The organism is Geodermatophilus sp. SYSU D00703 (assembly GCF_054050155.1).
The window spans coordinates 25,064-51,067 of the sequence record NZ_JBJGYU010000031.1 but is presented as its reverse complement, the minus strand read 5'-3'; the positions used below and the strand labels follow the sequence as shown (position 1 = coordinate 51,067).

22 protein-coding genes and 1 pseudogene are annotated in these 26,004 nt (G+C 76.2%); 9 read left to right on the top strand and 14 right to left on the bottom strand.

The window, feature by feature from the left end; all coding sequences use genetic code 11:
* Positions 1–138: 138 nt before the first annotated feature.
* Positions 139–1,125, bottom strand: coding sequence for a 2,3-diaminopropionate biosynthesis protein SbnA (gene sbnA / locus ACI782_RS21425; RefSeq protein WP_456912117.1), 987 nt, complete (start codon positions 1,123–1,125; stop codon positions 139–141).
* A gap of 305 nt (positions 1,126–1,430) precedes the next feature.
* On the opposite strand from sbnA, the gene ACI782_RS21420 reads away from it, so the two are divergent.
* Positions 1,431–2,117 (top strand): hypothetical protein, encoded by a 687-nt coding sequence (locus ACI782_RS21420; RefSeq protein WP_456912116.1) that lies wholly within the window; start codon positions 1,431–1,433, stop codon positions 2,115–2,117.
* Between the two features lie 37 nt (positions 2,118–2,154).
* Here ACI782_RS21420 and ACI782_RS21415 read toward each other — a convergent pair whose 3' ends face one another.
* The 3 genes from ACI782_RS21415 to ACI782_RS21405 form a co-directional block, all read right to left on the bottom strand.
* Positions 2,155–2,922: a sulfite exporter TauE/SafE family protein gene (locus ACI782_RS21415; protein ID WP_456912115.1), complete on the bottom strand. Its 768-nt coding sequence runs from the start codon at positions 2,920–2,922 to the stop codon at positions 2,155–2,157.
* Between the two features lie 77 nt (positions 2,923–2,999).
* Positions 3,000–3,782, bottom strand: a complete 783-nt coding sequence (locus ACI782_RS21410) for a sulfite exporter TauE/SafE family protein (protein WP_456912114.1) — start codon at positions 3,780–3,782, stop codon at positions 3,000–3,002.
* Between the two features lie 163 nt (positions 3,783–3,945).
* The gene (locus ACI782_RS21405) at positions 3,946–6,492 is read right to left on the bottom strand and encodes a DEAD/DEAH box helicase (protein WP_456912113.1); all 2,547 of its coding nucleotides are present in this window, start codon (positions 6,490–6,492) and stop codon (positions 3,946–3,948) included.
* Between the two features lie 115 nt (positions 6,493–6,607).
* On the opposite strand from ACI782_RS21405, the gene ACI782_RS21400 reads away from it, so the two are divergent.
* Positions 6,608–7,465: an SDR family oxidoreductase gene (locus ACI782_RS21400; RefSeq protein WP_456912112.1), complete on the top strand. Its 858-nt coding sequence runs from the start codon at positions 6,608–6,610 to the stop codon at positions 7,463–7,465.
* Between the two features lie 127 nt (positions 7,466–7,592).
* On the opposite strand, the gene ACI782_RS21395 is transcribed toward ACI782_RS21400, so the two are convergent.
* Positions 7,593–8,063, bottom strand: coding sequence for a hypothetical protein (locus ACI782_RS21395; RefSeq protein ID WP_456912111.1), 471 nt, complete (start codon positions 8,061–8,063; stop codon positions 7,593–7,595).
* Between the two features lie 123 nt (positions 8,064–8,186).
* Positions 8,187–9,089, bottom strand: coding sequence for a homocysteine S-methyltransferase (gene mmuM, locus ACI782_RS21390; protein WP_456912110.1), 903 nt, complete (start codon positions 9,087–9,089; stop codon positions 8,187–8,189).
* A gap of 32 nt (positions 9,090–9,121) precedes the next feature.
* Here mmuM and yidD point away from each other — a divergent pair, with 32 nt between their 5' ends.
* Positions 9,122–9,634, top strand: a complete 513-nt coding sequence (gene yidD / locus ACI782_RS21385; RefSeq protein WP_456912109.1) for a membrane protein insertion efficiency factor YidD — start codon at positions 9,122–9,124, stop codon at positions 9,632–9,634.
* Between the two features lie 39 nt (positions 9,635–9,673).
* Here the strand turns inward: yidD and ACI782_RS21380 are convergent, their stop codons facing one another.
* The gene (locus ACI782_RS21380; RefSeq protein WP_456912108.1) at positions 9,674–10,312 is read right to left on the bottom strand and encodes a hypothetical protein; all 639 of its coding nucleotides are present in this window, start codon (positions 10,310–10,312) and stop codon (positions 9,674–9,676) included.
* Between the two features lie 68 nt (positions 10,313–10,380).
* Here ACI782_RS21380 and ACI782_RS21375 point away from each other — a divergent pair, with 68 nt between their 5' ends.
* Entirely contained in the window at positions 10,381–10,647 is a 267-nt protein-coding gene (locus ACI782_RS21375) for a peptide chain release factor-like protein (protein ID WP_456912107.1), read from the top strand.
* Positions 10,648–10,792: 145 nt separating this feature from the next.
* Here the strand turns inward: ACI782_RS21375 and ACI782_RS21370 are convergent, their stop codons facing one another.
* The 4 genes from ACI782_RS21370 to ACI782_RS21355 form a co-directional block, all read right to left on the bottom strand.
* Positions 10,793–12,019, bottom strand: a complete 1,227-nt coding sequence (locus ACI782_RS21370) for an RNA polymerase sigma factor (RefSeq protein ID WP_456912106.1) — start codon at positions 12,017–12,019, stop codon at positions 10,793–10,795.
* Complete coding sequence (locus ACI782_RS21365) at positions 12,016–12,357, bottom strand: YciI family protein (RefSeq protein ID WP_456912105.1); 342 nt, start codon at positions 12,355–12,357, stop codon at positions 12,016–12,018. Before ACI782_RS21365 ends, ACI782_RS21370 begins: the two co-directional genes overlap by 4 nt.
* A 79-nt stretch (positions 12,358–12,436) precedes the next feature.
* Complete coding sequence (locus ACI782_RS21360; protein ID WP_456912104.1) at positions 12,437–13,078, bottom strand: GNAT family N-acetyltransferase; 642 nt, start codon at positions 13,076–13,078, stop codon at positions 12,437–12,439.
* Positions 13,079–13,151: 73 nt separating this feature from the next.
* A complete protein-coding gene (locus tag ACI782_RS21355; RefSeq protein ID WP_456912103.1) occupies positions 13,152–13,877 on the bottom strand; it encodes an alpha/beta hydrolase in 726 nt (241 codons plus the stop codon).
* A 201-nt stretch (positions 13,878–14,078) separates the two neighbouring features.
* Between ACI782_RS21355 and ACI782_RS21350 the strand changes: the two genes are divergently transcribed.
* Genes ACI782_RS21350 through ACI782_RS21340 form a run of 3 tightly spaced genes read left to right on the top strand, consistent with a single transcriptional unit; the run spans position 14,079 to position 19,596 of the window.
* Positions 14,079–16,667, top strand: coding sequence for a molybdopterin oxidoreductase family protein (locus tag ACI782_RS21350; RefSeq protein WP_456912102.1), 2,589 nt, complete (start codon positions 14,079–14,081; stop codon positions 16,665–16,667).
* Entirely contained in the window at positions 16,667–19,192 is a 2,526-nt protein-coding gene (gene nirB / locus ACI782_RS21345; RefSeq protein ID WP_456912101.1) for a nitrite reductase large subunit NirB, read from the top strand. The genes ACI782_RS21350 and nirB overlap by 1 nt, the downstream gene beginning before the upstream one ends.
* Positions 19,189–19,596 carry a Rieske (2Fe-2S) protein gene (locus tag ACI782_RS21340; RefSeq protein WP_456912119.1) on the top strand — a complete coding sequence of 136 codons (408 nt, stop codon included), beginning with the start codon at positions 19,189–19,191 and terminating at the stop codon, positions 19,594–19,596. The genes nirB and ACI782_RS21340 overlap by 4 nt, the downstream gene beginning before the upstream one ends.
* A 225-nt stretch (positions 19,597–19,821) precedes the next feature.
* On the opposite strand, the pseudogene ACI782_RS21335 reads toward ACI782_RS21340, so the two are convergent.
* Together ACI782_RS21335 and ACI782_RS21330 are read right to left on the bottom strand one after the other, a co-directional pair.
* Positions 19,822–20,622 (bottom strand): annotated as a pseudogene (locus tag ACI782_RS21335) (methyltransferase); the annotation flags it as partial.
* Positions 20,623–20,659: 37 nt separating this feature from the next.
* Positions 20,660–21,958, bottom strand: coding sequence for an AMP-binding protein (locus ACI782_RS21330; RefSeq protein WP_456912100.1), 1,299 nt, complete (start codon positions 21,956–21,958; stop codon positions 20,660–20,662).
* Positions 21,959–22,094: 136 nt separating this feature from the next.
* Between ACI782_RS21330 and ACI782_RS21325 the strand changes: the two genes are divergently transcribed.
* Positions 22,095–23,573, top strand: coding sequence for an aromatic amino acid ammonia-lyase (locus ACI782_RS21325; protein WP_456912099.1), 1,479 nt, complete (start codon positions 22,095–22,097; stop codon positions 23,571–23,573).
* On the opposite strand, the gene ACI782_RS21320 is transcribed toward ACI782_RS21325, so the two are convergent.
* On the bottom strand, positions 23,557–24,354 hold the full coding sequence (locus ACI782_RS21320) for a hypothetical protein (RefSeq protein WP_456912098.1): 798 nt from the start codon (positions 24,352–24,354) through the stop codon (positions 23,557–23,559). The genes ACI782_RS21325 and ACI782_RS21320 overlap by 17 nt on opposite strands.
* Positions 24,355–24,502: 148 nt before the next feature.
* Between ACI782_RS21320 and ACI782_RS21315 the strand changes: the two genes are divergently transcribed.
* Positions 24,503–25,888: an MFS transporter gene (locus tag ACI782_RS21315; RefSeq protein ID WP_456912097.1), complete on the top strand. Its 1,386-nt coding sequence runs from the start codon at positions 24,503–24,505 to the stop codon at positions 25,886–25,888.
* Positions 25,889–26,004 lie beyond the last annotated feature (116 nt).

Here is a 26,004-nt window from a genome sequence, read left to right as displayed (position 1 = left end):
CCCCCCCCCCCCCCCCCCCCCCCCCCCCCCCCCCCCCCCCCCCCCCCCCCCCCCCCCCCCCCCCCCCCCCCCCCCCCCCCCCCCCCCCCCCCCCCCCCCCCCCCCCCCCCCCCCCCCCCCCCCCCGCGGCATGTGGGGTCAGGCCGACTGCAGGCCCGCGGTCACCTCGGTCTCGGAGAGGACGTCCTCGCCGTAGAGGGCGTGCAACCAGTTCGACTGGTAGACCGTCTCCAGGTAGCGCTCGCCCAGGTCGGGGGCGATGGCGACCGCGGTGAGGTGCCGGGCGTCGTGCTCGGCCAGCCAGCGGACCGCGCCGCTGACCACGGTCCCGGTGGACCCGCCGAACAGGAAGCCACTGCGGGCCAGCCGGTGGCAGGCGCGGATCGCGTCGACCTCCTCGACCATCACGACCTCGTCGACGTAGCTCGCGTCCAGCAGCGGGGGCGGGACGCTCATGCCCAGGCCCGGGATCATGCGGCGGCCCGGGGCACCGCCGAAGGTCACCGAGCCGACGGCGTCCACGGCCACCACGTGCACCGGCCGCCGCCACTCGCGGAAGAACCGGGCGACGCCCATGAGCGTGCCGGTGGTGCCGGCGCCCACGAACACGACGTCCAGCCGCGGGAACGACCGGGCGATGGCCGGCGCGGTGGTCCGGTAGTGCGCGCGCCAGTTGCCGCTGTTCGTGTACTGGTTGAGCCACACGTGGCGCGGGTCGGCGGCGCACAGTGCGCGCACGTGGTCCATGCGGGCGCCGAGGAACCCGGTGACGGGGTCGGGCTCCGAGACGACGTGCACGTCGGCGCCCAGCGCCTCCATCAGCAGCCGGGTCTGCAGGTTGCAGCGCGAGTCGGTGACGCAGAGGAACCGGTAGCCCTTGCTCGCCGCGATCATGCTCAGCGCGACGCCGAGGTTGCCCGACGACGACTCGACGATGATCGACTCCGCGGTCAGGAGGCCGTCCCGCTCGGCGCTCTCGACCATCTCGGTGGCGGCCTTGACCTTGACCGAGCCGGCGAAGTTGAAGCCCTCGCACTTGAGGAACAGCGGCTGTGCGAAGACGGTCTCCAGGTCGACGTAGAGGTCGTCCTCGTTGAAGGCCTGTGGGGTGGAGATGATGGTCACCACGGACTCCTCGCCTTGGAGCGGGGGCCCGGAGCCGTGGATCGTCACGAGCCCCGTGCGCCCCGGGGGATCGGCCCCGTTGCCGTTCCTCCTCGTCAGTGCACCGTCGGTGCGCCGACGTGGGCCTGAGCCTCCAATACGGGCAGGAGCGGTCTCCATACGACCTTGGGACTAGTACCGGGGGCCCGGGACCTCCGTACCTGGCCCGACGCCCCGGCCGGGCGCGCGGTCCACCCGGGGGCGACGTGTCGACACCGGCGCGACCTCCCGGGTTCCGTGGGCGGCGCGGCCTAGCGTGGACGGCGATGACCGAGGCCCCCCGCACCCCGAACCCCACGACCGCCCAGTTCCCGAGCGTGCCGCCCGCCGGGGCGCACGCGGCACCGCCGTCCGGGCCGCTGGCCACCGGACCCGTGCCCGGCGCCCCGCCTGTCCCGCCGCAGCCGGGGGCCGTCGCCGCGCCGCCCGGACCGTCGCCCGCGCCGGCGGGACCGCCGCCGGCGCCGGCGGGACCGCCGCCGGCACCGTCGGGGCCGCCGCCGGCACCGGCCTCCGGGACCGCCCGCGCCGCGGAGGGCGAGCCCGCGGTGCCCGCCGGCCACCAGCCGACGGGACCGGTCCCGGGCCCGCCGCGGGTGGGGCCGCGCCGAGCCGGCCCGCTGACCCGGATGGGCCCCTGGGCGCCGGCCGCCGGTGCGGTGGTCGGCCTGCTGGCCGGGCTGCTCGCCGTGCTCTTCCTGGCGGACGCGGCGGATGCGTTCAACGAGCGGATGGCGCTGGTCTTCCTCGTCGTCGGCCTCGGCATGCTCGGCGCCGCGGGGGTGCTGCTGGCCGACGAGGTGCGGCTGGTGCGCCGCAGCACCCGGGAGGCAGGCATCCGGCCGGCGTGGGTGGAGGCGACGGCGAACCTGGTCAACGGCCTCACCCCGGCCCGGCTTCTGCTGCTCTCGAGCGCCTTCGTGCTGTTCCTCGCGGCCTACGTCGCCACCTGATCCGCGGGCGGCCGGGCGGCGTGCCCGGCCGCCCGCGTCAGCTGTAGGCCCGTACCGCCAGGTGGACTGCCAGCCCGAGGCCGGCGAGGGCGATGAGCCGCCGCAGCAGCGCCTGCGGCGCCCGGCGGACCACCCGGGGCCCGATCCGGCCGCCGATGAACAGCCCGATGGCCAGCGGGATCCCGGCGGACCACGCCACCGGCGCCAGGACGACGAACCCGACGGCCGCCACGGAGTTGGCCATGCCGAGCACCGTGTTCTTGAGCGCGTTGCCCCGCGGCAGGCCCTCACCGGTGGAGAGCAGGAACATCGCCAGCATCATCACGCCGGCCGCGGCGCCGAAGTAACCGCCGTAGACGGCGATCGCGAAGGTGCCCAGCGGCAGCCACCACGGGTCCTGGTGGGTGGGGTGGGACCGCGCGCCCTCGTCGGCCAGCTCCCGGGGCGGCCGCTGCACGAGGAGCGCGATCGACGCGCCGGCGATCAGCCACGGCACGATGCGCTCGAAGGCGTCGGACGGGGTGAGCAGCAGCAGCGCCGCCCCGGCGGCGCCGCCGAGCAGGGCGCCCACCGACAGCCGCAGCAGGCGGCGGCCCTGCCCGCGCAGCTCCGGCCGGGAGGCGCTGACCGAGCCGACGCTGTTGAGCACCAGGGAGACGGTGTTGGTGACGTTGGCCGTCACCGGCGGGAGCCCGGTCGCCAGCAGCGCGGGGTAGCTGATCAGGGAGGCCAGCCCGGCGATGCTCCCGGTGAGTCCGGCGCCGATCCCGGCGAGGACCAGGAAGGCGAACTCCAGCGGGTTCACCCGGCGTCGTCGTCGCCGCGGGGACCCGTCATGCTCCCAGCTTGCCCGGTGACCCGGGACACACCGGAACCGGGCGGTCAGCGGGAGAGCAGGACGCCGATCGCGACGCAGCCGAGCGCGACGATCGCCGCCCGGAGGACCGCCGGGGGCAGCCGCCGGCCGAACCGCGCACCGAAGTGCCCGCCCAGCAGCGACCCCGCGGCCACCAGGCCGGCGGCCCGCCAGTCCAGCCGGTCGGTGGCGACGACGACGTAGGCGCCGGCAGCCACCGCGTTCACGGCGAGGGTCAGCACGTTCTTGAGCGCGTTGAGCCGCTGCAGCGACTCGTGCAGCAGCAACCCGAAGATGCCGATCTGCAGCACGCCCTGACTGGCCGCGAAGTAGCCGCCGTAGCTGCCGGTGGCGTAGGCGCCGGCGAACAGGGCGGCCAGCCGGCCGCGCCCGACCCGTCGCGGCGGGTCCTCCTCGGCGCGTCGGCGACGGGCCACGGCCCGCTGCAGCACCGGCTGGACGGCGACCAGCACCACGGCGAGCCCGACCAGGACCGGCACCACCGACTCGAACGCCGTCGCGGGCAGGTGCAGCAGGAGGAACGCGCCGGTCAGCGCGCCCAGCACCGACGCCGGGAGCAGCCGCAGCAGCAGCCAGCGCTGGCCCTCGAGCTCACGGCGGTAGCCGACCGCACCGGTCAGGTTGCCGGCCACCAGGCCGAGGGAGTTGCTCACCGTCGCGGTGACCGGGGGCAGCCCGACGGCCAGCAGCACCGGGAAGGTCACCAGGGTGCCGGAGCCCACGACGGCGTTGATGCTCCCGGCCGCCATCCCCGCCGCGGCGACGGCCAGCATCTCCCACGCCGTCATGGCCGCGACCACACCGTCGGCCTCCCGGCCGACACCGCGGCCAGGTGCCGTCCCCCGGCTGCGCCGAGCCGCTCCCCGGATCCCCGTCGGGAGGGCCTCCGGCCCTCCGCGACGGGTCCACCCCGGCGCCGTGCCGTCCCCCGGTCGCGCGGTCCTCCCACCCTCAGTCCTTGCGTCCGGCGTCGACCAGGCGCAGGACGACGGCGCCCTCCTCGTCCGAGGCGTCGAGGTCGACCTCGACGTCGAGGCCCCAGTCGTGGTCGCCGGCGGGGTCGTCGACGACCTGCCGCACCCGCCAGACGCCCGGCTCGCCCTTGTCCCAGACCAGCAGCGCCGGCCCGCGGGCGTCGGCGCCGGTGTTCACCTCGTCGTGCTCGGCGAAGTAGGCCTGCACCACCGCGCCCCAGCGGTCGGCGTCCCAGCCCGAACCCTGGTCGAGCTCGCCCAGGTCGTACCAGCGGCGGCGGGCCCACAGCTCCACCCGCCGGAACAGCGCGTTGCGCACCATCGCGGTGAACGCCCGCTCGTTGCCGGTGAGCGGTCGCGGCCGGGCCGGGACCGCGACCGGCTCGTCCAGCGGCTGGTCCGGCGAGGTGAGCGCCTCCCATTCGTCGAGCAGCGACGAGTCCACCTGGCGCACCAGCTCCCCGAGCCACTCGACGAGGTCGGTGACCTCCTCGGTGCGGGCGGAGGCGGGGACGCCGGAGCGCAGCGCCTTGAACGCGTCGGAGAGGTACCGCAGCACCGCCCCCTCGGCGCGGGTCAGCCCGTAGGTGTTCACCAGCTCCCGGAAGGTGGATGCCTTCTCCCACATCTCCCGGACGACGGACTTCGGCGACAGCTGCGCGTCGGCCGCCCACGGGTTGGTGCGGGTGTAGACCTCCAGCGCGTGCTCGAGCAGCTCCTCCAGCGGCTTGGGGTGGCTGATCTCCTCGAGCAGCTCCATCCGCTCCTCGTACTCGATGCCCTCGGTCTTCATCTGCGCCACGGCCTCGCCGCGCGCCTTGTTCAGCTGGGCGGCCAGGATCTGCCGGGGGTCGTCGAGGGTGGCCTCGATGACGCTGACCACGTCGAGGGCATAGGTCTCGCTCGCCGGGTCGAGCAGCTCGATCGCGGCCAGCGCGAAGGTCGACAGCGGCTGGTAGAGGGCGAAGTCCGGCGGCAGGTCGACGGTCAGCCGGTAGCGGCGGCCGTCGGCGTCCGGCTCGGGCAGCCGCTCCACGATCCCCGCCTGCAGCAAGGAGCGGCCGATGCCGATCGCCTCGCGGACGTGCCGCAGCTGGCGCTTGCGCGGCTCGTGGTTCTCGGTGAGCAGCCGCCGCATCGCGACGAACGGGTCGCCGGGGCGGTCGACGACGTCGAGGACCATCGCCGTCGTCACCCGCATGTTGCTGGTCAGCGGCTCGGGGTCGGCGTCGATCAGGCGCCGCATGGTCGCCTCCGACCACGGCACCATGCCCTCGGGCACCTTGCGGCGGACCAGCTTGCGGCGCTTCTTCGGGTCGTCGGCGACCTTGGCGAACTGCCTGAGGTTCTCCACCTCGTGCTCGGGGGCCTGCACCACGACGGTGCCCGCGGTGTCGAAGCCGGCCCGCCCGGCCCGGCCGGCGATCTGGTGGAACTCGCGGGCGGTGAGCAGCCGGGTCCGGCTGCCGTCGTACTTCGACAGCGCGGAGAACACGACGGTGCGGATCGGCACGTTGATGCCGACCCCGAGGGTGTCGGTGCCGCAGATGACCTTGAGTAGGCCGGCCTGGGCCAGCTGCTCCACCAGCCGCCGGTACTTGGGCAGCATCCCGGCGTGGTGGACGCCGATGCCGTGGCGGACCAGCCGCGACAGCGTCGTCCCGAAGGCCGAGGTGAACCGGAAGCCGCCGATCATCTCGGCGATCGCGGCCTTCTCCTCCTTGGTGCAGACGTTGACGCTCATGAGCGCCTGTGCCCGCTCCAGCGCCGAGGCCTGGGTGAAGTGGACGACGTAGACCGGGGCCTGCCGGGTGTCCAGGAGCTCCTGGATCGTCTCGTGCATCGGCGTCGTCGCGTAGTAGTGGTGCAGCGGCACCGGCCGCTCGGCGCCGGCCACCAGCGCGGTCGGCCGGCCGGTGCGGCGGGTGAGGTCCTCGCGCAGCCACGTGGTGTCGCCCAGGGTGGCGCTCATCAGCAGGAACTGCGCGTCGGGCAGCTCCAGCAGCGGCACCTGCCAGGCCCAGCCGCGGTCGGGGTCGCCGTAGAAGTGGAACTCGTCCATGACCACGAGGCCGACGTCGGCGGCCGCGCCCTCGCGCAGCGCGATGTTGGCCAGGACCTCCGCGGTGCAGGCGATGACCGGCGCGTCGCGGTTCACCGCGGCGTCGCCGGTGAGCATGCCGACGTTCTCCGCGCCGAACACCCCGCACAGCGCGAAGAACTTCTCGCTGACCAGGGCCTTGATCGGGGCGGTGTAGTAACTGCGCCGCCCGGCGGCCAGCGCGGCGTACTGCGCGCCGGTGGCCACCAGCGACTTGCCGGAGCCGGTGGGCGTGGCCAGGACGACGTGGGCGCCGCTGACCAGCTCGATCAGCGCCTCCTCCTGGTGCGGGTACAGCACGGTGCCGTTCTCCTCCGCCCAGGCGGCGAAGGAGGTGAACAGCTCGTCGGGGTCCGCGCCGCGCGCCCGGAGGGCGGAGAGGTCGCTGGGATCGGCGAGGAGGGGAGGCGCGGTCGCGGTCATCGTGGGGGACAGCGTGCCCGACGGGCGTTCCCTTCCCGCAGGGACGCTCCGGTTCCGCGGCGGGCGGCGGGGGTAGGCGCAGGCCGTACCGCTTCGGAACCGCGATGGAGGACCCGTGTCAGAGCCCCGCCCGGAGACCCAGCCCGCCCAGTCGCAGGACGTGCCCGGCACGCTGGGGGAGATGACCCCCAAGCCCGACCACGGGGAGGAGAGCTACCGCGGCTCGGGCCGGCTGACGGGCAAGGCCGCGGTGATCACCGGTGGCGACAGCGGCATCGGCCGCGCGGTCGCGATCGCCTTCGCCCGCGAGGGCGCCGACGTCCTCATCTCGTACCTGAACGAGCACGAGGACGCCGAGGACACCAAGAAGTACGTGGAGGAGGCGGGCCGGAGGTGCGTCCTCGTCCCGGGCGACCTCGCCGACCGGGCGCACGCCAAGACGATCATCCCCAAGGCCCTCGAGGCGTTCGGCAAGGTCGACGTCCTGGTCAACAACGCGGCGTTCCAGATGAGCCACGAGTCGCTCGAGGAGATCTCCGACGACGAGTGGGACCACACCCTCGCGCTCAACCTGTCCGCGATGTTCACCCTGTGCAAGGACGCGCTCCCGCACCTGCAGCCCGGCGCGTCGATCATCAACTCGTCGTCGGTGAACTCCGACCAGCCCAGTCCCCACCTGATCGCCTACGCGATGACCAAGGCCGCGATCGCCAACTTCACCGCGTCACTGGCGCAGATGTACGCCGACAAGGGGATCCGCGCCAACAGCGTCGCCCCCGGGCCGATCTGGACGCCGCTGATCCCGGCGACCATGCCGGAGGAGAAGGTGGAGAGCTTCGGCCAGCAGGTGCCGATCGGCCGCCCCGGCCAGCCCGCCGAGCTCGCGCCGGTCTACGTGCTGCTGGCCAGCGACGAGGCGTCCTACGTCTCGGGCGCCCGGGTGGCGGTCACCGGCGGCAAGCCGATCCTCTGACGGAGCACCCCCTGCCACGGCCGGCCCCCTGCAGGGTCCGCCGCCGGCCCCGTCCCGAGGCTCACCCCGAGCGGGCGAGGGGTGAGGAGGCCGGGGTCGTTCCACGGTGGGGGCGGGGGGTCCTTCTTCAGTTCAGGTTCGGGGCGACGCCGCCGGGGATGCCGAGGGACGGCGCGACGGGGAGCCGCTCGCGCCGGCCCGGCACGAGCCGGGCGCCCGCGGGGTGGGGCGAGGGGACGGCGACGAACTCGTAGGTGCCGGCCCGGGAGACGGTGCCCGCGGCGCGGTCCGCGAGCAGGGGGGAGGTGCCGAGGCACCGGGTGGTGAAGGGCGATCCGGGCGCCGACACCACGGTCCGCAGCCGGTGCTGGACGACGTCGAGGTAGAGCCGGTCGCGCAACGGGGAACGGGGCAGCCGGACGGTGGCCGTCAGCCACTGGACGGCGGTGGGGTCCTCGCCGGTCCACTCGAGGACGAGGGAGCACGCCCGGGCGCCCTCCGCGTCGCGGCACCGCCCGGGCTCGGCCGTGTTCAGCAGGAGCGCCCGGAGCACGGCGTCCCGGACGATCAGGTCGCACACCGCCATGCGCACGTCCATGGCAACCGTCCCGTCGATGGCCCGTTGTCCGCTGTGGTGCCCACGCTATGGAGGGACCGGCAAGGGGATACCCAGCCACAGGTAAGCGAGAGGTAAAACGTGGCGGCGGTCGTCGCCGTGCCGTCAGCCGGGGTGCGCCACGTCCCGGTCGAGCGCCGCGGCGATGCGGGCGACGTCCTCCGGCCGGACGCGGCAGCAGCCGCCGACCAGCCGGGCCCCCGCGGCCACCCACGCGGGCACCTCGTCCGCGGACACCCCGCCGGGACCGGTCCAGCGGCGGGCACCGGCGTCCCAGCCCTCGCCGCTGTTGGGATAGGCCACCAGGGGCTTGCCGGCCGGCGCCGCCGCGGCCAGCGAGGGCCCGACCGCCGACGGCGCGGTGCAGTTGACCCCGACCGCGACGACCGCGGCCACGCCCGCCGCCAGGGCGAACACCGCCTCGGCCCGCTCCCCGCGCCGGGTGCGGACGACGCCGTCGCCGTCCACCGTGGTCGTGAGCGACAGCCAGACCGGCACGCCGAGCGCCTCGGCCTCGGCGGCGGCGGGGACGGTCTCGCAGGCGAGGACGTCGGCACCGGCGTCGGCGAGCAGCTCCATCCGGGGCCGGTGGAAGGCGCGCAGCTCGGCGACCGACAGCCGCGCGCAGTAGGCGCCGGTGTACTCCGACCCGTCGGCGAGCACCGCCCCGTACGGCCCGACCGACCCGGCCAGCCAGCTCTCCGGCGCCCCGCGGCGGGCCAGCTCCACCGAGGAGGTGATCAGCCGGCGCGCCTCGGCGGCGTCCACCCCGGTCGCGGCGAACCCGTCGACCGACGCCTGGTAGCTCGCCGTCGTCGCCACCCGGGCGCCGGCCACAGCGAAGGCGGCGTGCGCGGCGACCACCGCCTCGGGGTCGTCGCGCAGCAGCCGCGCCGACCACAGCGCGGACGACAGGTCGTGCCCCTGTGCCTCCAGCTGGGTGGCCAGCCCGCCGTCGAGCACCACCGGCCCGGCGGCGAGGGCGTCGGCGAGCGGGCGCGCGGGCATGCCGTCGATCCTCCCGCGGTACAGGGGCACCCATGGTCTTCATCTGGAGCAGCAACTGGAGCCCGAGGCGCCGGCCGCCGCGCCGGTACCGCGGCCGGGCTCACGGCCACGGCCACGGGTACGGGTACGGGTACGGGCGCGGCCACGGCGGGTACGGGTACCGGCGCGGCCACGACCGCGGCGGCTCGTGCCTGCGGGACCTGCTGTTCCTCAACACCGGGTGCTGCCTGGCCAACGCCATCGGGTGCGGGGTCGACGGCCTGTTCCTCGTCCCGACGACGGTGCGGCACGTGCACGCCGCCGGCACCGGGCGCCGCGGGACCCGGGTGCGCGACCGGGTGGTCGCCGGCGTCCGCGTCTACCAGCGGGAGATCAGCCCGCGGCGGCCTCCGGTGTGCCGATGGGAACCGACGTGCTCGGCCTACGCCGTCGAGGCGCTCGAGCGGCACGGCGCCCGGCGCGGCACCTGGCTGACCCTGCGCCGGCTGGCGCGCTGCCGCCCCGGAACGGCCGGTGGCCCCGATCCCGTGCCGGACGCGGCCTGACCGTCGCCGCTCACCCGGGGACGGCCTGATCGTCGCCGCTCACCCGGGGAGGGCCGGCCCGTCGTCGGGCTCCCGGGCGAGGGCCGCGGCGCCCGCGACCGCGAGGAGCACCGGCAGGGCGCCGAGCAGCGTCCCGCCGTGCAGCGGCGCCTCCAGGACGCCGACGATCCCCGGCGAGGAGTCCAGCAGGGCCCAGCCCAGGGTGAACAGCGGCACGGAGACGACGGCGGTGCCCAGCACGGCGCGCAGCTGCGGCCGGGTGCCGGCGCGCCGGGTGGCCAGCCCGACGACCGCCGCCGGCAGGAAGGCGAGCAGCCGGTCCAGCACCGGCAGCACCGCGCCCACCACCAGGTCGGACAGCGCCGCGGAGCGGAGGGCGTTCCAGCCGAGGGCGACGGCGGAGGCGAGGACCACCAGCCACCAGAGCGCCGGGACGACCCGGCCCGGCAGCGACGCCGGGCGGACCAGGATCCCGGCCAGGGCCAGGCAGACCCCCGCCGTCCCTCCCACCAGGGCCAGCAGGGACGCCGGGACGTCGGCGACCTGCCATCCCGGGGTCTGCCGGGGCAGTGGCCAGGGGGCGGTGCCGACGACGGCGGCGGCGAGGGTCAGCACCGCCGCTCCCACGGCCACCGTCGCGGGGCGGCGCGGCGCGGGCGATCCCCGGCCGGCGGTCACGGCACCGAGCCTGGCACGGCACGGCCCCGCCCAGAGGGCCCGAGCACGGCAGCGGCCAGACTGGGCGCGTGCCCGACGCCGACGACGTCGCCGGTGACCTGGTGGTCACCGGCTCCGTGGTGGTGCCCGCCGCCGCGCTGCGCTGGCGCTTCTCCCGCTCCTCGGGCCCCGGTGGCCAGGGCGTCAACACCGCCGACTCGCGGGTGGAGCTGTCGGTGGCCCCGCTGGAGCTGCCCGGGCTGGGCGACGCGCAGCGCGAGCGACTCGCCGGACGTCTCGGGCACCGGCTCGTGGACGGCGTCCTGACCGTCGTGGCCGGCGAGCACCGCCAGTAGCGGCGCAACCGGCAGGCCGCCCGGGAGCGGCTGGCCGCCGTCCTGCGGGCGGCGCTGGCCCCGCCGCCCCCGGCCCGCCGGCGGACGAAGCCGACGAAGGGGTCCCAGGAGCGGCGGATCCAGGCCAAGAAGCAGCGCGGCGAGCTCAAGCGCTCCCGCCGGCAGTGGGACTGAGCCCCTCCCGCCGCCGCTCGAGGAACGCCCGCTCGGCGGCGTTGCCGGCCAGGGCGACCGCCTCGTCGTAGGCGTCCGCCGCCTCCGCGTCGCGGCCCAGCCGCCGCAGCAGGTCGGCCCGGACGGCGGGCAGCAGGTGCCCCGGCAGCGCGAGCCGCTCCACCAGGGCCAGCGCCGCGGCCGGCCCCTCCACCTCGGCCACGGCGACCGCCCGGTTCAGCGCCACGACCGGGCTCGGCGCCAGCGCCGTGAGCTGGTCGTAGAGCACCAGGACCTGCCGCCAGTCGGTGTCGGCGGCCGTGCGGGCGTCGCTGTGGACGGCCTGGATGGCGGCCTGCACCTGGTACGGCCCGGGTGCGTTGCGCCGCAGGCACCGCCGCACCAGCGCCTGTCCCTCGGCGACCAGGTCGGCGTCCCACAGCCGGCGGTCCTGCTCGGGCAGGGGCACCAGCTCGCCGTCCGGTCCGACCCGGGCGGGACGCCGGGACGCCACCAGCAGCAGCAGCGCCAGCAGCCCGAGCACCTCCGGCTCGTCGGGCATGAGGTCGGCCAGCTCCCGGGCCAGCCGGATCGCCTCGGCGGTGAGGTCCGGGCGGTCCAGCCGCTCGCCGGCGGTGGCCGTGTGACCCTCGGTGGCGACCAGGTAGACGACGGCGAGGACCCCGCGCAGCCGGTCGGGCAGCTCGGCCTCGGCGGGCACCCGGTACGGGATGCGCGCGGCCCGGATCTTCGCCTTCGCCCGCACCAGGCGCTGCGCCATGGTGGCCTCGGGCACGAGGAACGCGCGGGCGATCTCGGCGGTGGTCAGGCCGCCGACCAGCCGCAGGGTCAGCGCCACCCGGGCGGCCGGGGCCAGGGCCGGGTGGCAGCAGGTGAACAGCATGCGCAGCCGGTCGTCGCGCACGGCGCCCTCCTCGGGCGGCGGGTCGGGATCGTGCAGCAGGGCCGCGGCGCGGTGCCGGGCGTCGCGCGTCGACTCCCGGCGCAGCCGGTCGACGGCCCGGTTGCGGGCGGTGGTGACGATCCAGCCCGCCGGGCTGGGCGGCACCCCGTCGGCCGGCCACCGGGCGAGCGCGGTGGTGAAGGCGTCCTGCACCGCCTCCTCGGCGGCGTCGATGTCGCCGAGGAGGCGGGTCAGGACGGCGACCGCGCGGCCGTAGGACTCGCGGAAGACCCGCTCGACGTCCGGCTGGGTCATCCCTGGAACGGCCGGACCTCGATCGGCAGGGTGGTGGCCCGCGCCAGCCGGCGCCCCCACTCCAGGGCCGCGTCGAGGTCCGGGACGTCGATGATCGAGAAGCCGCCGACGTGCTCCTTGCCCTCGGCGAACGGGCCGTCGGTGACCAGGACGTCGTCCCCCGACGGGCGCAGCGTGGTGGCGGTCTCCGGCGCGTGCAGCCCGCCGGCGAAGACCCACACGCCGGCGTCGCGCATCGCGCGGTCGACCGCACCCACGTCGGCCATGATCGGTTCCAGGGTCGCCGGGTCCGGCCGCTCGCCGGCCGGCTCCACCACGGTGAGCAGGTACTGCGCCACGTCGTCCTCCTCGGGTCGGCGGCCGGCCCCGTGCCGGCCGCTCACCCCCTGTACGAACGGACCGGCCCCGGATCGACACTCATCCGGGAACCGGCGTGCGCACCAGCACCCACAGCGGCAGCTCCTCGTCCGCCGTGTGCACCGCCTGCTGCACCTCGAACCCGGCGCCGCGCAGGAAGCGGGCGGCGGCCCACGTGTACACCGCGGTCGCCGCCGGGAGCCCCTCGGCGTCGCAGCGGTCGAGCACCGGGTGCAGCAGCGCGCCGGCCATGCCCTGGCGGCGGCTGCTCGGCCGGGTGCCCAGGTGGGTCAGCCACCAGTGCGGCCCGTCCGGACGGGCGGCGTCGACCAGCTCGCGGGTTCGCGCGACCGCCGTCCAGCGGGGCCCGGCGAGGTACGGGAGCTCGCGGGCCAGCGCCGTGCGGACGTCGTCGGGCAGGGGCGCGGTGCCGGGCGCGCCCGGCGGCGCCTCCCAGGTGGCCACCGCGGTGACGTCCTCGGTGACCCAGCCGGTGCCGGTGGCGACCGACCGGTGGCCGGCGTCGAGCTCGTGCAGCCGGGTCAGCCGCTGCATGCGGCCGTCCTCCGGCAGCGCCCAGCGGGTCCAGCGGGAGTCGGCGAGGGCGACGGTCAGCGTCGCGGCGATCCGGGGCACGTCGCGCGGCTCGGCCGGCCGCACCGACGGGGCCCCGAGGCGGACGGTCGTCGCAGGATCGCTCACCCGGACATCCCACCACCCGGGGCCGGGCGCCCCGCCGGCCGGGCACTCCGGCGCTGCCGGCGGGGGCCCGGGCTCACTGCAGGGCGTCCCGTACCGCCTTGGACAGGTCGGCCAGCAGCGGCTGGAAGCCCTCGCTGCAGGCCTCGCACAGCCAGAAGATGCCGTGGATCTGGCCGTCGTAGCGCTCGAGCGTGGCCGGGACGCCGGCCTCCTCCAGCAGCTCGGCGTAGCGGACGCCGTCGTCGCGCAGCGGGTCGAACTCGGCGACCGCGATGAACGCCGGCGGCAGCCCGGAGTGGTCGTCGGCCAGGGCCGGGGAGGCGTAGGGCTCCTTGGCCTGGGCCTCGTCGACGAGGTGGTGGTCCCGGTCGACGAGCTCGGACTGGTGCTCGGCCACCCACTGGGTGACGGCGTAGCAGTCCTCGGGCGCCGCGGGGTAGGCCGACTCGGGCGCCAGCCGGTACTGGGCCGACACCACGACGCAGCCGGCGGCGTCGGCGAGCGCCCGGCAGGGCGCGTCGGCGATCTCGATGTTGCCGATCACCCAGCCGCCGCCGTGGAAGTAGACGAGCACGTCGCGAGGGGAGCCGTTGGGCGTGTAGATGCGGATCGGCAGCGCGCCGGCCGGTCCGGGGACCGTCCGGTCGCGCACGGAGGCGACCTGCACCAGCGGGCCCTGGAGGTCCTTGAACGTGCCCGCGACCTCGCGGGCCTGGGACACCGACAGCTCGGCGGAGGCCAGGGCGCCCTGCGCCTCCATCGCGGCGAGCAGTCCGGCGGTCTGTGAGTGCAGCGGCACGGGCTTCCTCCTGCGGTCTGCGGACGACGGCGTCCGGGAACCGGCGAGCCGGGGGCGCCAGGATCCGTGACCTCGGTCACACCTGCGCGTTCCCGGAACCGACGACCGCACAGCCGGTCGGCGACGGCGGTGAGGCGGTCGGAACGCAGGCTTGACGCCGATGCCGCGGTCGGGAAACCGGCACCCCGGAACCTCGGTGCCGTGACCGCGACCGCGCTGCCCGGAGTCCTGGCCGGGGTGGGCCCGCGCACCCGCACGACCCGGACGCACTGCCCCTACTGCTCCCTGCAGTGCGGGGTCACGATGACCGCCGGCGACCGCCCGGCGACCCTGCAGCCGGCCGACTTCCCGACCAACCGCGGGGGCCTGTGCTCGAAGGGCTGGTCGGCCCCCGAGCTGCTCGACCACCCGGAGCGGCTGACCCGCCCGCTGGTCCGCGCGGTGCCCGGCGACCGCAGCAGCCCGCTGGTCGAGGCGACGTGGGACGAGGCCCTCGACCGCGTCGTGGCCGCGATCGAGCGCACCCAGGCCGCGCACGGCCGGAACGCGGTCGGCTGCTTCGGCGGCGGCGGGCTGACCAACGAGCAGGCCTACCAGTTCGGCAAGTTCGCCCGGGTCGCGCTGCGCACGTCCGCGATCGACTACAACGGCCGCTTCTGCATGTCCTCGGCGGCCGGTGCGGCCAACCGCGCGTTCGGCCTCGACCGCGGGATGCCCTTCCCGCTGAGCGACGTCGCCGCCGCCGACGTCGTCGTCCTGGTGGGCGCCAACCCGGCCGACACCATGCCCCCGGCCATGCAGTACCTCGACGAGGGCCGGGCCCGCGGCGCCCGGCACGTCGTCGTCGACCCCCGCCGGACGGCGACCGCCCGCCACGCCGCCCTGCACCTGCAGCCGCTGCCCGGCACCGACCTGGCGCTGGCCAACGGGCTGCTGCACATCGCGATCGCCGACGGCCTCGTCGACGAGGCGTACGTCGCCGCCCGCACCACGGGGTTCGACCAGGTGCGGGAGGGGATCGCGGCCTACTGGCCCGACCGGGTGGAGCGGCTCACCGGCGTCCCCGTCGCCGACCAGCGGCGCACCGTCTTCGCCCTGGCCCGGGCCGAGCGGGCGATCGTGCTGACCGCCCGCGGCGCCGAGCAGCACCGCACCGGCACCGACACCGCCTCGGCCTGGATCAACCTGGCGCTGGCCCTCGGGCTGCCCGGCCGGGAGGGCAGCGGCTGGGCGACGGTCACCGGCCAGGGCAACGGGCAGGGCGGCCGCGAGCACGGCCAGAAGGCCGACCAGCTGCCCGGGTACCGGAAGCTGGCCGACCCGGCCGCCCGCGCGCACGTCGCCGCGGTGTGGGGCGTCGACCCCGACGACCTCCCGCAGCCGGGGCCGTCGGCCTTCGAGCTGCTCGACGCCCTCGGCACCGACGGCGGGGTGCGCACGCTGCTCGTGCTCGCCTCCAACGTGGCCGTCTCCGCGCCCGACGCCCGCCGGGTGATGAGCCGGCTGCGCGACCTGGACTTCCTCGCGGTCAGCGACTTCTTCCTCTCCGAGACCGCCGAACTCGCCGACGTCGTCCTGCCCAGCGCCATGTGGGCCGAGGAGGACGGCACGATGACCAACCTCGAGGGGCGGGTCATCCGGCGCCGGCGCGCGCTCGACCCGCCCGACGGCGTCCGCGACGACCTCTCGCTGCTCGCCGAGCTCGCCGCGCGGCTCGGCGTGGGGGAGAGGTTCAGCAGCGACCCCGAGACGGTCTTCACCGAGCTCGGCCGGGCCAGCGCCGGGGGAGCGGCCGACTACTCCGGGATCACCTACCGGCGGATCGACGAGGAGCAGGGCGTCTTCTGGCCCTGCCCCGCCCCGGAGCACCCCGGTACGCCGCGGCTGTTCACCGAGCGGTTCGCCACGCCCGACGGCCGGGCCCGCTTCGTGCGGGTGGAGCACGTCGAGGCCCACGAGCGGCCCGACGGCGAGTACCCGTACGTGCTGACCACCGGCCGGGTGCTCGCGCAGTACCAGTCGGGCACGCAGACCCGTCGCTCGCGCACCCTCGCGCTGATCGCTCCGCTGCCGCGCGCCGAACTGCACCCGGACCTCGCCCGCCGCCACGGCATCGGCCCGGACGACGTCGTCGAGCTGGCCACCCGCCGCGGCCGGGCCCGCTTCTCGGCGCACCTGACCGACGACATCCGGCCCGACGTCGTCTTCGCGCCCTTCCACTGGGGCGGGGCGTCGTCGGCCAACGCGCTCACCGACGCCGACGCGCTCGACCCGATCAGCCGGATGCCCGCCTTCAAGGTCTGCGCGGTCGCCGTCACCCGCGTCGCCGGCCCGGTCGAGCGGCTGCCCGCGCCGGACGCCGCGAGCCAGCCCCGGACCCGCCCCCACGAACCCGCCGCCACCCCCGAGCCACGCCCCCCGTCCCGGAGGAGGACCCCCCGCGTGAAGAGCACCCCCCGCTTCCTGCAAGGCGTGTACCCGATCACCGGGGAGGGCCTGGACAAGCCCGGCCCGCTCGACCCGGCGCTGCGCCACACCGTGCCGGGTGGGTGCAGCGCGCAGGCGCTGTACTTCCGCGGCGGCAACTCGACCGACTGCCTGGTCTACGTGCTGCTGATGCGCGACGGCGTCCCGATGCGCTGGTTCCCGATCGGCGCGAAGGGCGACGTGCACGTGCCGCTGCGGGTGGTCGAGGACCTGCCCGGCGGCACGCTCGTCGAGCTGCACGCGGCCGCGCCGGTCGGCGTGACCGGCGAGCTGGTCGTCGACCTCGGGCTGGTGGAGGTCTGATGACCGCCGTACTGGGAGGGCGACCGGAGGGCCTGACCACCCTCCGGTTCGACGACGGCGACGAGCGCGCCTCGCTGGTCGTCGTCGGCAACGGCATGGCCGGCGCCCGGTTCGTCGAGGAGGTGCTCGAGCGCGGCGGCGGCGAGCAGTTCCGGATCACCGTCCTGGGCGACGAGCCGCACGGCAACTACAACCGGATCATGCTCTCGCCGGTGCTGGCCGGGGAGTCGCACGAGGACGACATCGTCCTCAACAGCCACGACTGGTACGCCGACAACGGGGTGACCCTGCGGGCCGGCGTCCGGGCCGAGCGGATCGACACCGCGGCCAAGGCGGTGCACGCCTCCGACGGCTCGGTGACCCCCTACGACCACCTGGTCCTGGCCACCGGCAGCTACTCGTTCATCCCGCCGATGACCGGCGTGCGGCGCCCGGACGGCGACCTGCTGCCCGGCGTCTTCGGCTTCCGGACCATCGACGAGACCCGCGCCGTGCTCGAGGCCACCGGCCGCTGCCGGCGCGCGGTGGTCATGGGTGGCGGGCTGCTGGGCCTCGAGGCGGCCCGCGCGCTGCAGGGGCACGGGCTGCAGGTCCAGCTCGTGCACGCCATGCCGCACCTGATGAACGCCCAGCTCGACGCCGAGGCCGGCGCGATCCTGAAGAAGAGCGTCGAGTCGCTGGGCATCACGGTGCACTGCGACGTCCTGGCCACCGAGGTGCTCGGCGACGAGCACGTCGAGGGCGTCGTGCTGGAGGACGGCCGGCGGCTGGACTGCGACCTCCTGGTCGTGGCCACCGGAGTCCGGCCGCACACCGACGTCGCCGTCCGCTCGGGGCTGGAGGTCGAGCGCGGCATCGTCGTCGACGACCAGCTGCGCACCGACGACCCCGACGTCTACGCCATCGGCGAGTGCGCGCAGCACCGCGGCTCTGTCTACGGCCTGGTGCAGCCGGCGTGGGAGCACGCCCGCGTGCTGGCCGACGTCCTGACCGGCACCGATCCCGGCGCGGAGTACCACGGCAGCCGGACGGCGACCAAGCTCAAGGTGGCCGGCGTCGACGTCGCCACGATGGGAGCCAGCACCCCCGAGCGGGAGGACGACGAGTTCCTCGTCATCTCCGAGCCCCGGCGTGGCGTGCACCTGTCGGTGGTCATCCGGGACGACGTGCTGATCGGCGCGACGCTGCTCGGCGACACCCGCAAGGTCGCCTACCTGACCCAGGCCTTCGACCGCGGAGCGCCGCTGCCGGAGGAGCGGATCCGGCTGCTGGTCGACCTCTCCGACGGCGCCGAGGAGGTGGGCGTCGCCGAGATGCCCGCCGACTCGCAGGTCTGCAACTGCAACGGCGTCACCAAGGGCGCGATCTGCGAGGTGGTCGCCGGCGGCTGCAGCAGCGTCGGCGGCGTCATGGACGCCACCCGCGCCGGCAAGGGCTGCGGCTCGTGCAGGCGCCTGGTGGAGCAGATCGTCGAGTGGGCCGCCGACGGCGACCTCACCGAGGACCCGGCCGCCTCGTACTACGTGCCCGGCATCCCGATGGCCAAGCCCGAGCTCATGGCGGCGATCCGCGAGCAGGACCTGCGCAGCGTCTCCGCCGTCTTCGCCGCGCTCGCCCCCGGCGGCCGGGACGACGCGAGGTCGAAGATGGGCCTGACCTCGCTGCTCAAGACGCTCTGGGGCGTGGACTTCGTCCCCGAGAAGGACGGCGAGTTCATCAACGACCGGGTGCACGCCAACATCCAGCGCGACGGCACCTTCTCCGTCGTCCCGCAGATGAAGGGCGGGGTGACCACGCCGGCCCAGCTGCGCCGGATCGCCGACGTCGCCGAGAAGTACGAGGTGCCGATGGTCAAGGTGACCGGCGGCCAGCGGATCGACCTGCTCGGCGTCCGCAAGGAGGACCTGCCGGCGATCTGGGGCGACCTCGGCATGCCGTCGGGGTACGCCTACGGCAAGAGCTTCCGCACGGTGAAGACCTGCGTCGGCAGCGACTTCTGCCGCTTCGGCCTGGGCGACTCCACCCAGCTCGGCATCGACCTGGAGAGCCGCTTCCAGGGCATCGAGAGCCCGGCGAAGATGAAGCTCGCCGTCGTCGGCTGCCCCCGCAACTGCGCCGAGGCCTACGTCAAGGACGTCGGCGTCGTGGCGATCGGCAACGGGAGGTGGGAGGTCTACGTCGGCGGGGCCGCCGGTGCCACGGTGCGCAAGGGCGACCTGCTGGCCACCGTCGACTCCCCGGAGGAGGTCCTCACCCTCGCCGGCCGGTTCATGCAGTACTACCGCGAGAACGCCAACTGGCTCGAGCGCACCTACGACTTCGTGCCCCGCATCGGGCTGGAGCGGATCAAGGCGGTGCTGCTCGAGGACAGCGAGGGGATCGTCGCCGACCTCGACGCGGGCATCCAGCGCTCGATCGACGCCTACCGCGACCCCTGGGGACAGGACGGCCGCGAGCCGGTCAGCCCGGGGCAGTTCCGGTCGTCGCTCCCGCTGGTGCCGCTGCCGGAGGTGCCGGTCCGATGAGCGCGCCGCAGATCGAGGCCGCTCGGCCCACGACCCCGGGCGCCGAGACGGGGACCCCGGCCACCGACGTCGCCGTCCCCGGCCCGGCCGCCCCCGTCCGCGGCACGGCGCACGTCGTCGGCCGCGTCGAGGAGGTGCCGCCGGGGGAGGGCCGGGCGTTCGTCGCCGGGGGCGTGCAGGTCGCCGTCTTCCGGCTGCGCGACGGCTCGCTGCACGCGACCCAGGCTGCCTGCCCGCACGCCGGCGGGCCGCTGGCCGACGGGCAGACCGACGTCGACGTGCTGGTCTGCCCGCTGCACCTGTACGCCTACCGGTGGGCCGACGGCGCCGCGACCTCCGGGGCGGCCCCGATCCGCGTGTACCCGGTGCGCGAGGTGGACGGCGACCTGGTGGTGGAGGTCTGAGCGGGCGCTCCGGAGGGCAGGAAGAGCCATCTCCGCCCCCGGACGGCGCGGGCTACCGCGGCCGCGCCTCCAGGACGTGCACCCCGGCGCCGGTCGGGACGTCGCGGGTGAGGCGCAGGTCGGCCGCATCGAGGAGGGCGGCGTACTCGTCGGCGGTGCGCTCGCGGCCGTGCAGCAGCACGAGCACGTGCAGGTCCATGGGCACCGCCGCCGGGTCGTCGGCGGCCCGCTCGGCAGGACGGCCTCGACCACGAGCAGCACCGAGTCCGGTCGCATCGCCGTCCGGCAGGTCCGCAGGATCCGCCCCGCGTCGGCGTCGTCCCAGTCGTGCAGGACCCGGGACAGCAGGTAGACGTCGGCGCCGGCGGGCACCTCGGCGAAGAAGTCGCCGGCGACCGCGGGCAGGTCCGAGCCGGCCACGACGCCGGGCTGGTCGAACAGCGTGAGCTCCGCCGACGGCACCGCGTCCCGGACGGCGCGCAGGAGGGTGCCGCTGCCGCCGCCGACGTCCACCACGGAGTCGAAGGGGGTCAGGTCGTAGGCGGCGACGACCGCGCCGGCCTCCCGCGCGGAGCGGTCGGCCATCGACGCGTGGAACGTCGCCAGCCGCTCGGGCGACGCCGCGAGGAAGTCGAAGAACGGCCGGCCGTGGACGACGTCGAACGGGGTGCCGCCCTCCCGCACGGCTTCGAGCAGCCCGGCGGCCGCCCGGTGGTACAGCTCGGCACGGGCGGTGACCGCGCCGCGCTGGGAGCCCGGCACGCCGGTCCGCAGGCACTCGCCGACCGGGGTGAGGGCGAACCGGCCGTCGGGGAGCTCGTCGAGGACGTCCTCGGCGGCCAGCCCTCGCAGCACGCGGTACAGCGGGCCGGGGACGGCGCCCACGTCACCGGCGAGGTCCGCGGCACCGCGCGGCCCGGCGGCCAGCGCGTCGGGCACGCCGAGGGCGACGCAGACGTGCAGCAGCTGGGTGACCAGGTAGCCGTCGGTCAGCCGGGCCAGCCGGGCGGCTGCGGAGCCGGGCACAGCGGCATGGTGGCACCGCGCCCCGGACGACGGGCGGTCAGCCGGTGCGGACCAGGCGGAACTTCCCGCCCGGCTCGGGGGCCAGGGAGTCCACCTCCCGGACGTCCACCGGCGGGGGTACCGCGCCGGTCGACGTCACCGCCGCCACCAGCGCCGCTCTCAGCCGCTCCTGCACGTCGGGGGCCGCGCCGGGGCCCAGCACGACCCGCGTGTGCAGGCCGGCGGCGTCGTGGACGAACGCGTACTGGCCGACCTCCGGGAAGGGCGCCACCGCGGAGCCGAGCACCGACGGGTGCACCGGCACGCGGCCGCCGTCGGGACCGGGCAGGTGCAGGATGTCCGCGGTGCGGCCGTCGACCGAGGCCAGGCAGCGCCAGGGGCGGCCGGCCGGGTTGGGCCGCGGCGACTCGGTGACCGCGTCGGTGAGCTCGTAGCGGACCAGCGGCAGGGCGCGGTCCACGAGGTTGGTGACCAGCACCTTCGCCCCGGGGACGCCCGCCGGGACGGGCCGGTCGTCCTCGTCGACCACCTCGACCACGACGACGTCCTCGGCGACCTCGAGCTCCGGGTGCTCCGGGGTGCTCGAGGCGATCACCGGCGCCTCGGTCGCCGCGTACATGCCGGTGGGCTCGACGCCCCACGCGGCTCGGACGCGGCGGCGCAGGTCGGTCGTCAGCGCCTCCGAGCCGAAGGCCACCGACCGCGGCGCGATGTGCAGGCGCCCGGCGAGTTGCTCGTCGGCGAGCAGCCCGCCGAGGCTCGCCGCGCAGATGAGCACCTCCGGCCGCAGCGCGTCCAGCCCGGCGACCAGCCGGGGGAGCGGGGTGCCGGCGGTCAGCGGCGCCGGGGCCCCGGGCGGGGCGAGGACCTGGCGGGTGAGGTGCGCGGGGCTCGGGCTGCCGATGGCGGCCACCCGCTGCCCGTCGCGGATCCCCGCGCGGCGCCCGGCCCGCTGGGTGACCGCCCGCCACGTCGCCGCCTCGGCCTCGGTGAGGACGACGATCGCCCGCCGGCCCGTGGTGCCCGACGTCGTGGCCACGCGGAACACGCCGAGGAACGACCGCCCGGGGTCGTCGCCGGCCAGGTGGGCCTCCAGGTCGGCCCGGCGCAGCCGGGGGTCGCACACGACCCGGTCGAACTGCTCCATCAGGGTGGCCTTGGTCAGCACGGGGAGGGCGGCCAGCGGGCGGTCGGCCGCGCCGGGACCGAGCACCTCCCGGTAGTAGGGCGACCGGGCCGCCGCGTGCGCCAGCAGGGCCCGCAGCCGGCGACGCTGCAGGTCGAGGACGTCGTCCCGGGCCCACCCGTCGCGTGCGTCGAGAGCCGCGTCGTCCACGACCCCTCCCGGTTGCCGAGCGGTGTGCGCGCGACGGTCCTCGTGGTGCTCCCGGTCCGCCAGGGGCCAGAGGCCGTCGTGGAGCGGGGACGACGGGCCTACCGTCGTCCCCCCCGCCGGCGATCCGGAGGCCCCCGTGACGACCGTGACGATCAGCACCGCACCGCTGTCGGTCGACGACCTGCTCGCCGTCGTGGACGGCGCCCGGGTGGAGCTCGACGCCGGGGCGCGGGACGCCGTCGCCGCGGCCCGTGCGGTCGTCGACGAGGCGCTGGCCTCCTCCGCGGCGGTCTACGGCCTGACGACGCAGGTCGGGCACCTGCGCGACACCCGGCTGACCGAGGAGGAGATCCGCGGGGAGCAGCAGTTCCTCGTCCTGTCCCACGCCGGCGGGGTGGGGCCGCCGCTGCCGGTGCCCGTGGTGCGGGCGGCGCTGGCCGTGCGGCTGGCCGGCATCGCGCGCGGCGGGTCGGGCGCGTCGGTGGCGGCCGCCGAGACGCTGGCGGCGATGCTCAACGCCGGCGTCCACCCGGTGGTGGCCGGGACCGCCTCGGTGGGCGCGGCCGACATCGGGCACATGGCCGGGATGGCGCAGGTGGCCATCGGCCGCGGGCGGGCCGAGTACCGCGGCGAGGTGCTCCCCGGCGGGGAGGCCCTGCGCCGGGCCGGCATCGCCCCGCTGGAGCTCAGCGGCAAGGACGGGCTGGCCCTCATCTCGGCCAACGGGGTGTCGGTGGGGCAGGCGGCGCTGGCGGTCGCCCGGGCGGAGCGGGCCGCCGCGGCCGCGGACGTCGCCGCCGCGCTGTCGATGGAGGCCACGCGGGCCAACCCCTCGGTCGTGGACCCCGCCGTGGGCCGGGCCAAGCCGGTGCCCGGGCAGGTCGCGGCCGCCGACCACCTCCGGGAGCTGCTGGCCGGCAGCGCGCTGCTCGCCCCCGGCGGCGCCGCCTCGGTGCAGGACCCGCTGTCGTTCCGGGTGGTGCCGCAGGTCCACGGCGCGCTGCGGGAGCAGGTCGCGGCCACCCGCGCGGCGGTGGAGACCGAGCTGGCCGCCGCCGCGGACAACCCGCTCGTGTCGGTCGAGGACCGGGCCCTGGTCAGCAACGGCAACTTCCACCCGATGGTCCTGGCCATCGCCTGCGACGCGCTGCGGATCGCCCTCGCCGCGGTCGGCCAGCTCAGCGACCGCCGCATGTCCCACCTGTGGGAGGCGTTCTTCCGGCACCTGGCCGGGCCGCCGCCGTCGGCCGCGCACGGCCTGGCGCTGCGCCCGCCGGCGGCCGCGGTGGTGGCCGAGCTGACGCAGCTGGCCGCACCCGCGACGCTCGACGTCCCGCCGCTGGACAACGGCGTGGAGGACCACGCCACCGGCGCCCCGCTCAGCGCGCGCAAGGCCGACGCCGCGCTGGACCTGCTGGAGGACGTCCTCGCCGTCGAGCTGCTGCTGGCCACCGACGTCCTGGCTGCCTCGCCGGACGGGCGGGCCCTGGGGGCCGGCGCCCGCGCCGCGCTGGACCTCGTGCGGACGGCGACCGCCGCGGCCGAGCCGTTCCCGGACGCCGTCCACCGGTCCCTGCGGGAGCGGTTCCCCGGGCGGGTCAGCCCGGGGGAGTGAGGGCGCTCAACGCGGCGGTCACCTCGTCGTCGCGCACGAAGCCGAGGGCCAGCAGCCGGTGCACCAGCACGCCGCGGCGGGTCAGCCGCAGGTCGGCCGGCCGCAGCCGGGGCAGCGCGGCGCCGCCGGGGCGCGGTTGCGCGGGCGGCGGGTCGACCAGCCCGGCCCGCTGCAGGTCGGCGACGTCCTCGCGGGCGCCCCACGCCGTCCAGGCCCGCGGGTCGTCGGGGATCGGGGTCATCGGCAGCGGCAGCCGGTCGCGGCGGCCGACGCCGGCCAGCAGCACCAGCTGCCGCCAGGTCAGCCCGGCGGCCAGCCGCAGCGCGCGCTCGACCAGCGCGGCGTCCAGATCGGGGGAGGCGGCGACCTCGGCGAGCAGGTAGCCCAGGTGCCGCACCCGCCGCTCGTCGGCCGCGGCGCGGGCCGCCGTCACGACGGCCTCGGTGACCTCGTCGGCCGCCGACCGGCCGCCCGGGCGCGGGGTGAAGAAGCCGTCGTCGCGCACCCGCCGGCCGGCGCGGGACAGCGTCGCGCTGTGCTCGACGGCGAAGGCCAGGACGGCGCCGGCCCGGGCGCGCTCCCGCGGGACGGCGATGCCGGCGGCCTCGTCCGCGACCGTGCGCAGGCAGGCGCTCAGCCGTTCGTCGAGCCGCACGGCGGGCGCGGGCCCGGCGCCGGCGAACACCACCGACGCCGCGGCCCGGCTCATCGAGCCGGCCACCGCCGCACCCGCCTCCAGCAGCGCGCGGCCGGTGGCGGGGGAGTCCTCGGTCGCAGTCACGCGGTGATCTTCTCCGGTCCCCCGCGCTCCGTGCACCCTCGGCGCTGGCGGCCTCACCACGGGGGGTCAGCGACGGTGAGCACAACGGAACACGAGTTCAGCCCGCGAGCAACCGGCGGGGAACGCCGGGCCGCCACCGTTGCCGGACATGGCCGCTCCTCCGCGCACCGCCCCGCAGACGACCGCGCCGGTCGCCGCCCCGCCCCGGTCCGGGCGCTGGATCGACGACTGGCGCCCCGAGGACCCCGCCTTCTGGGAGTCCACGGGCAAGCAGGTCGCCCGGCGGAACCTGTTCTTCTCCGTCTTCTCCGAGCACGTCGGCTTCTCCGTCTGGAGCCTGTGGTCGGTGCTGGTGCTGTTCCTGCCGGAGGCCGTCTACGGCATCGACCCGGCCGGCAAGTTCCTGCTCACCACGCTGCCCACGGCGCTCGGCGCGTTCGTCCGGCTGCCCTACACCTTCGCCGTCGCCAGGTTCGGCGGCCGGAACTGGACGATCGTCAGCGCCTCGCTGCTGCTGGTCCCCACCGTCGCCACCGCGGTCGTGCTCGAGCCCGGCGTGGACTACTCGACGCTGCTGGTCGTGAGCTGCCTGGCCGGCGTCGGCGGGGGCAACTTCGCCAGCTCGATGGCGAACATCAACGCGTTCTACCCCGACCGGCTCAAGGGCTGGGCGCTGGGCCTCAACGCCGGCGGCGGGAACCTCGGCGTCCCGGTGATCCAGCTCGTCGGGCTGCTGGTGCTGGTGACGGCCGGGGCCGAGCACCCGCGGGTCGTGCTGCTGGTCTACGTCCCGCTGATCGTCGCAGCCGCCGTCGGCGCGGCGCTGCTCATGGACAACCTGACGACGGCGCGCAACCAGCCGCGGGCGATGCGCGAGGCGACCCGCGAGCCGCACACCTGGATCATGTCGTTCCTCTACATCGGCACGTTCGGGTCGTTCATCGGCTTCGGGTTCGCCTTCGGCCAGGTGCTGCAGAACCAGTTCACGTCGGACTTCGCCACCCCGCTGGCCGCGGCGTCCCTGACCTGGCTCGGGCCGCTGCTGGGCTCGCTGATCCGCCCGCTGGGCGGCTCGCTGGCCGACCGCTTCGGCGGCGCCCGCATCACGTTCTGCACCTTCGTCGCGATGGCGGTCGGCGCCGCGATCGTGTGGTCGGCCAGCCAGCTGGGGTCGCTGCCGCTGTTCGTCGTCGGCTTCGTGGCCCTCTTCGTGCTCAGCGGCATCGGCAACGGCTCGACCTACAAGATGATCCCGGCGATCTTCCGCACCCAGGCCCAGCAGCGGGTGGCCGCCGGCGGGGACAGCGCGGACGCCGACCGGCACGCGCTGCGGATGTCCGGCGCGCTCATCGGCATCGCCGGCGCGGTCGGCGCCTTCGGCGGGGTGCTGGTCAACCTCGCGTTCCGCCAGTCGTTCCTCAGCACCGGCAGCGGGGACGGCGCCTACCTGGCGTTCATCGCCTTCTACGTGGCCTGCCTCGTCGTGACCTGGGTGGTCTACCTGCGCCCCCGGGCGGCCATGCGCGGCGTGTGACACGGCAGAGGAGTGCCGTAGCGCCTGCGGGCCCCCGAGCGGGGGCCCGCAGGGTCTCCCGAGGAGGCGCCGCGGTGGGGCTCAGCGCGACCGGGCCCGGCACGTGGCCGCGGTGG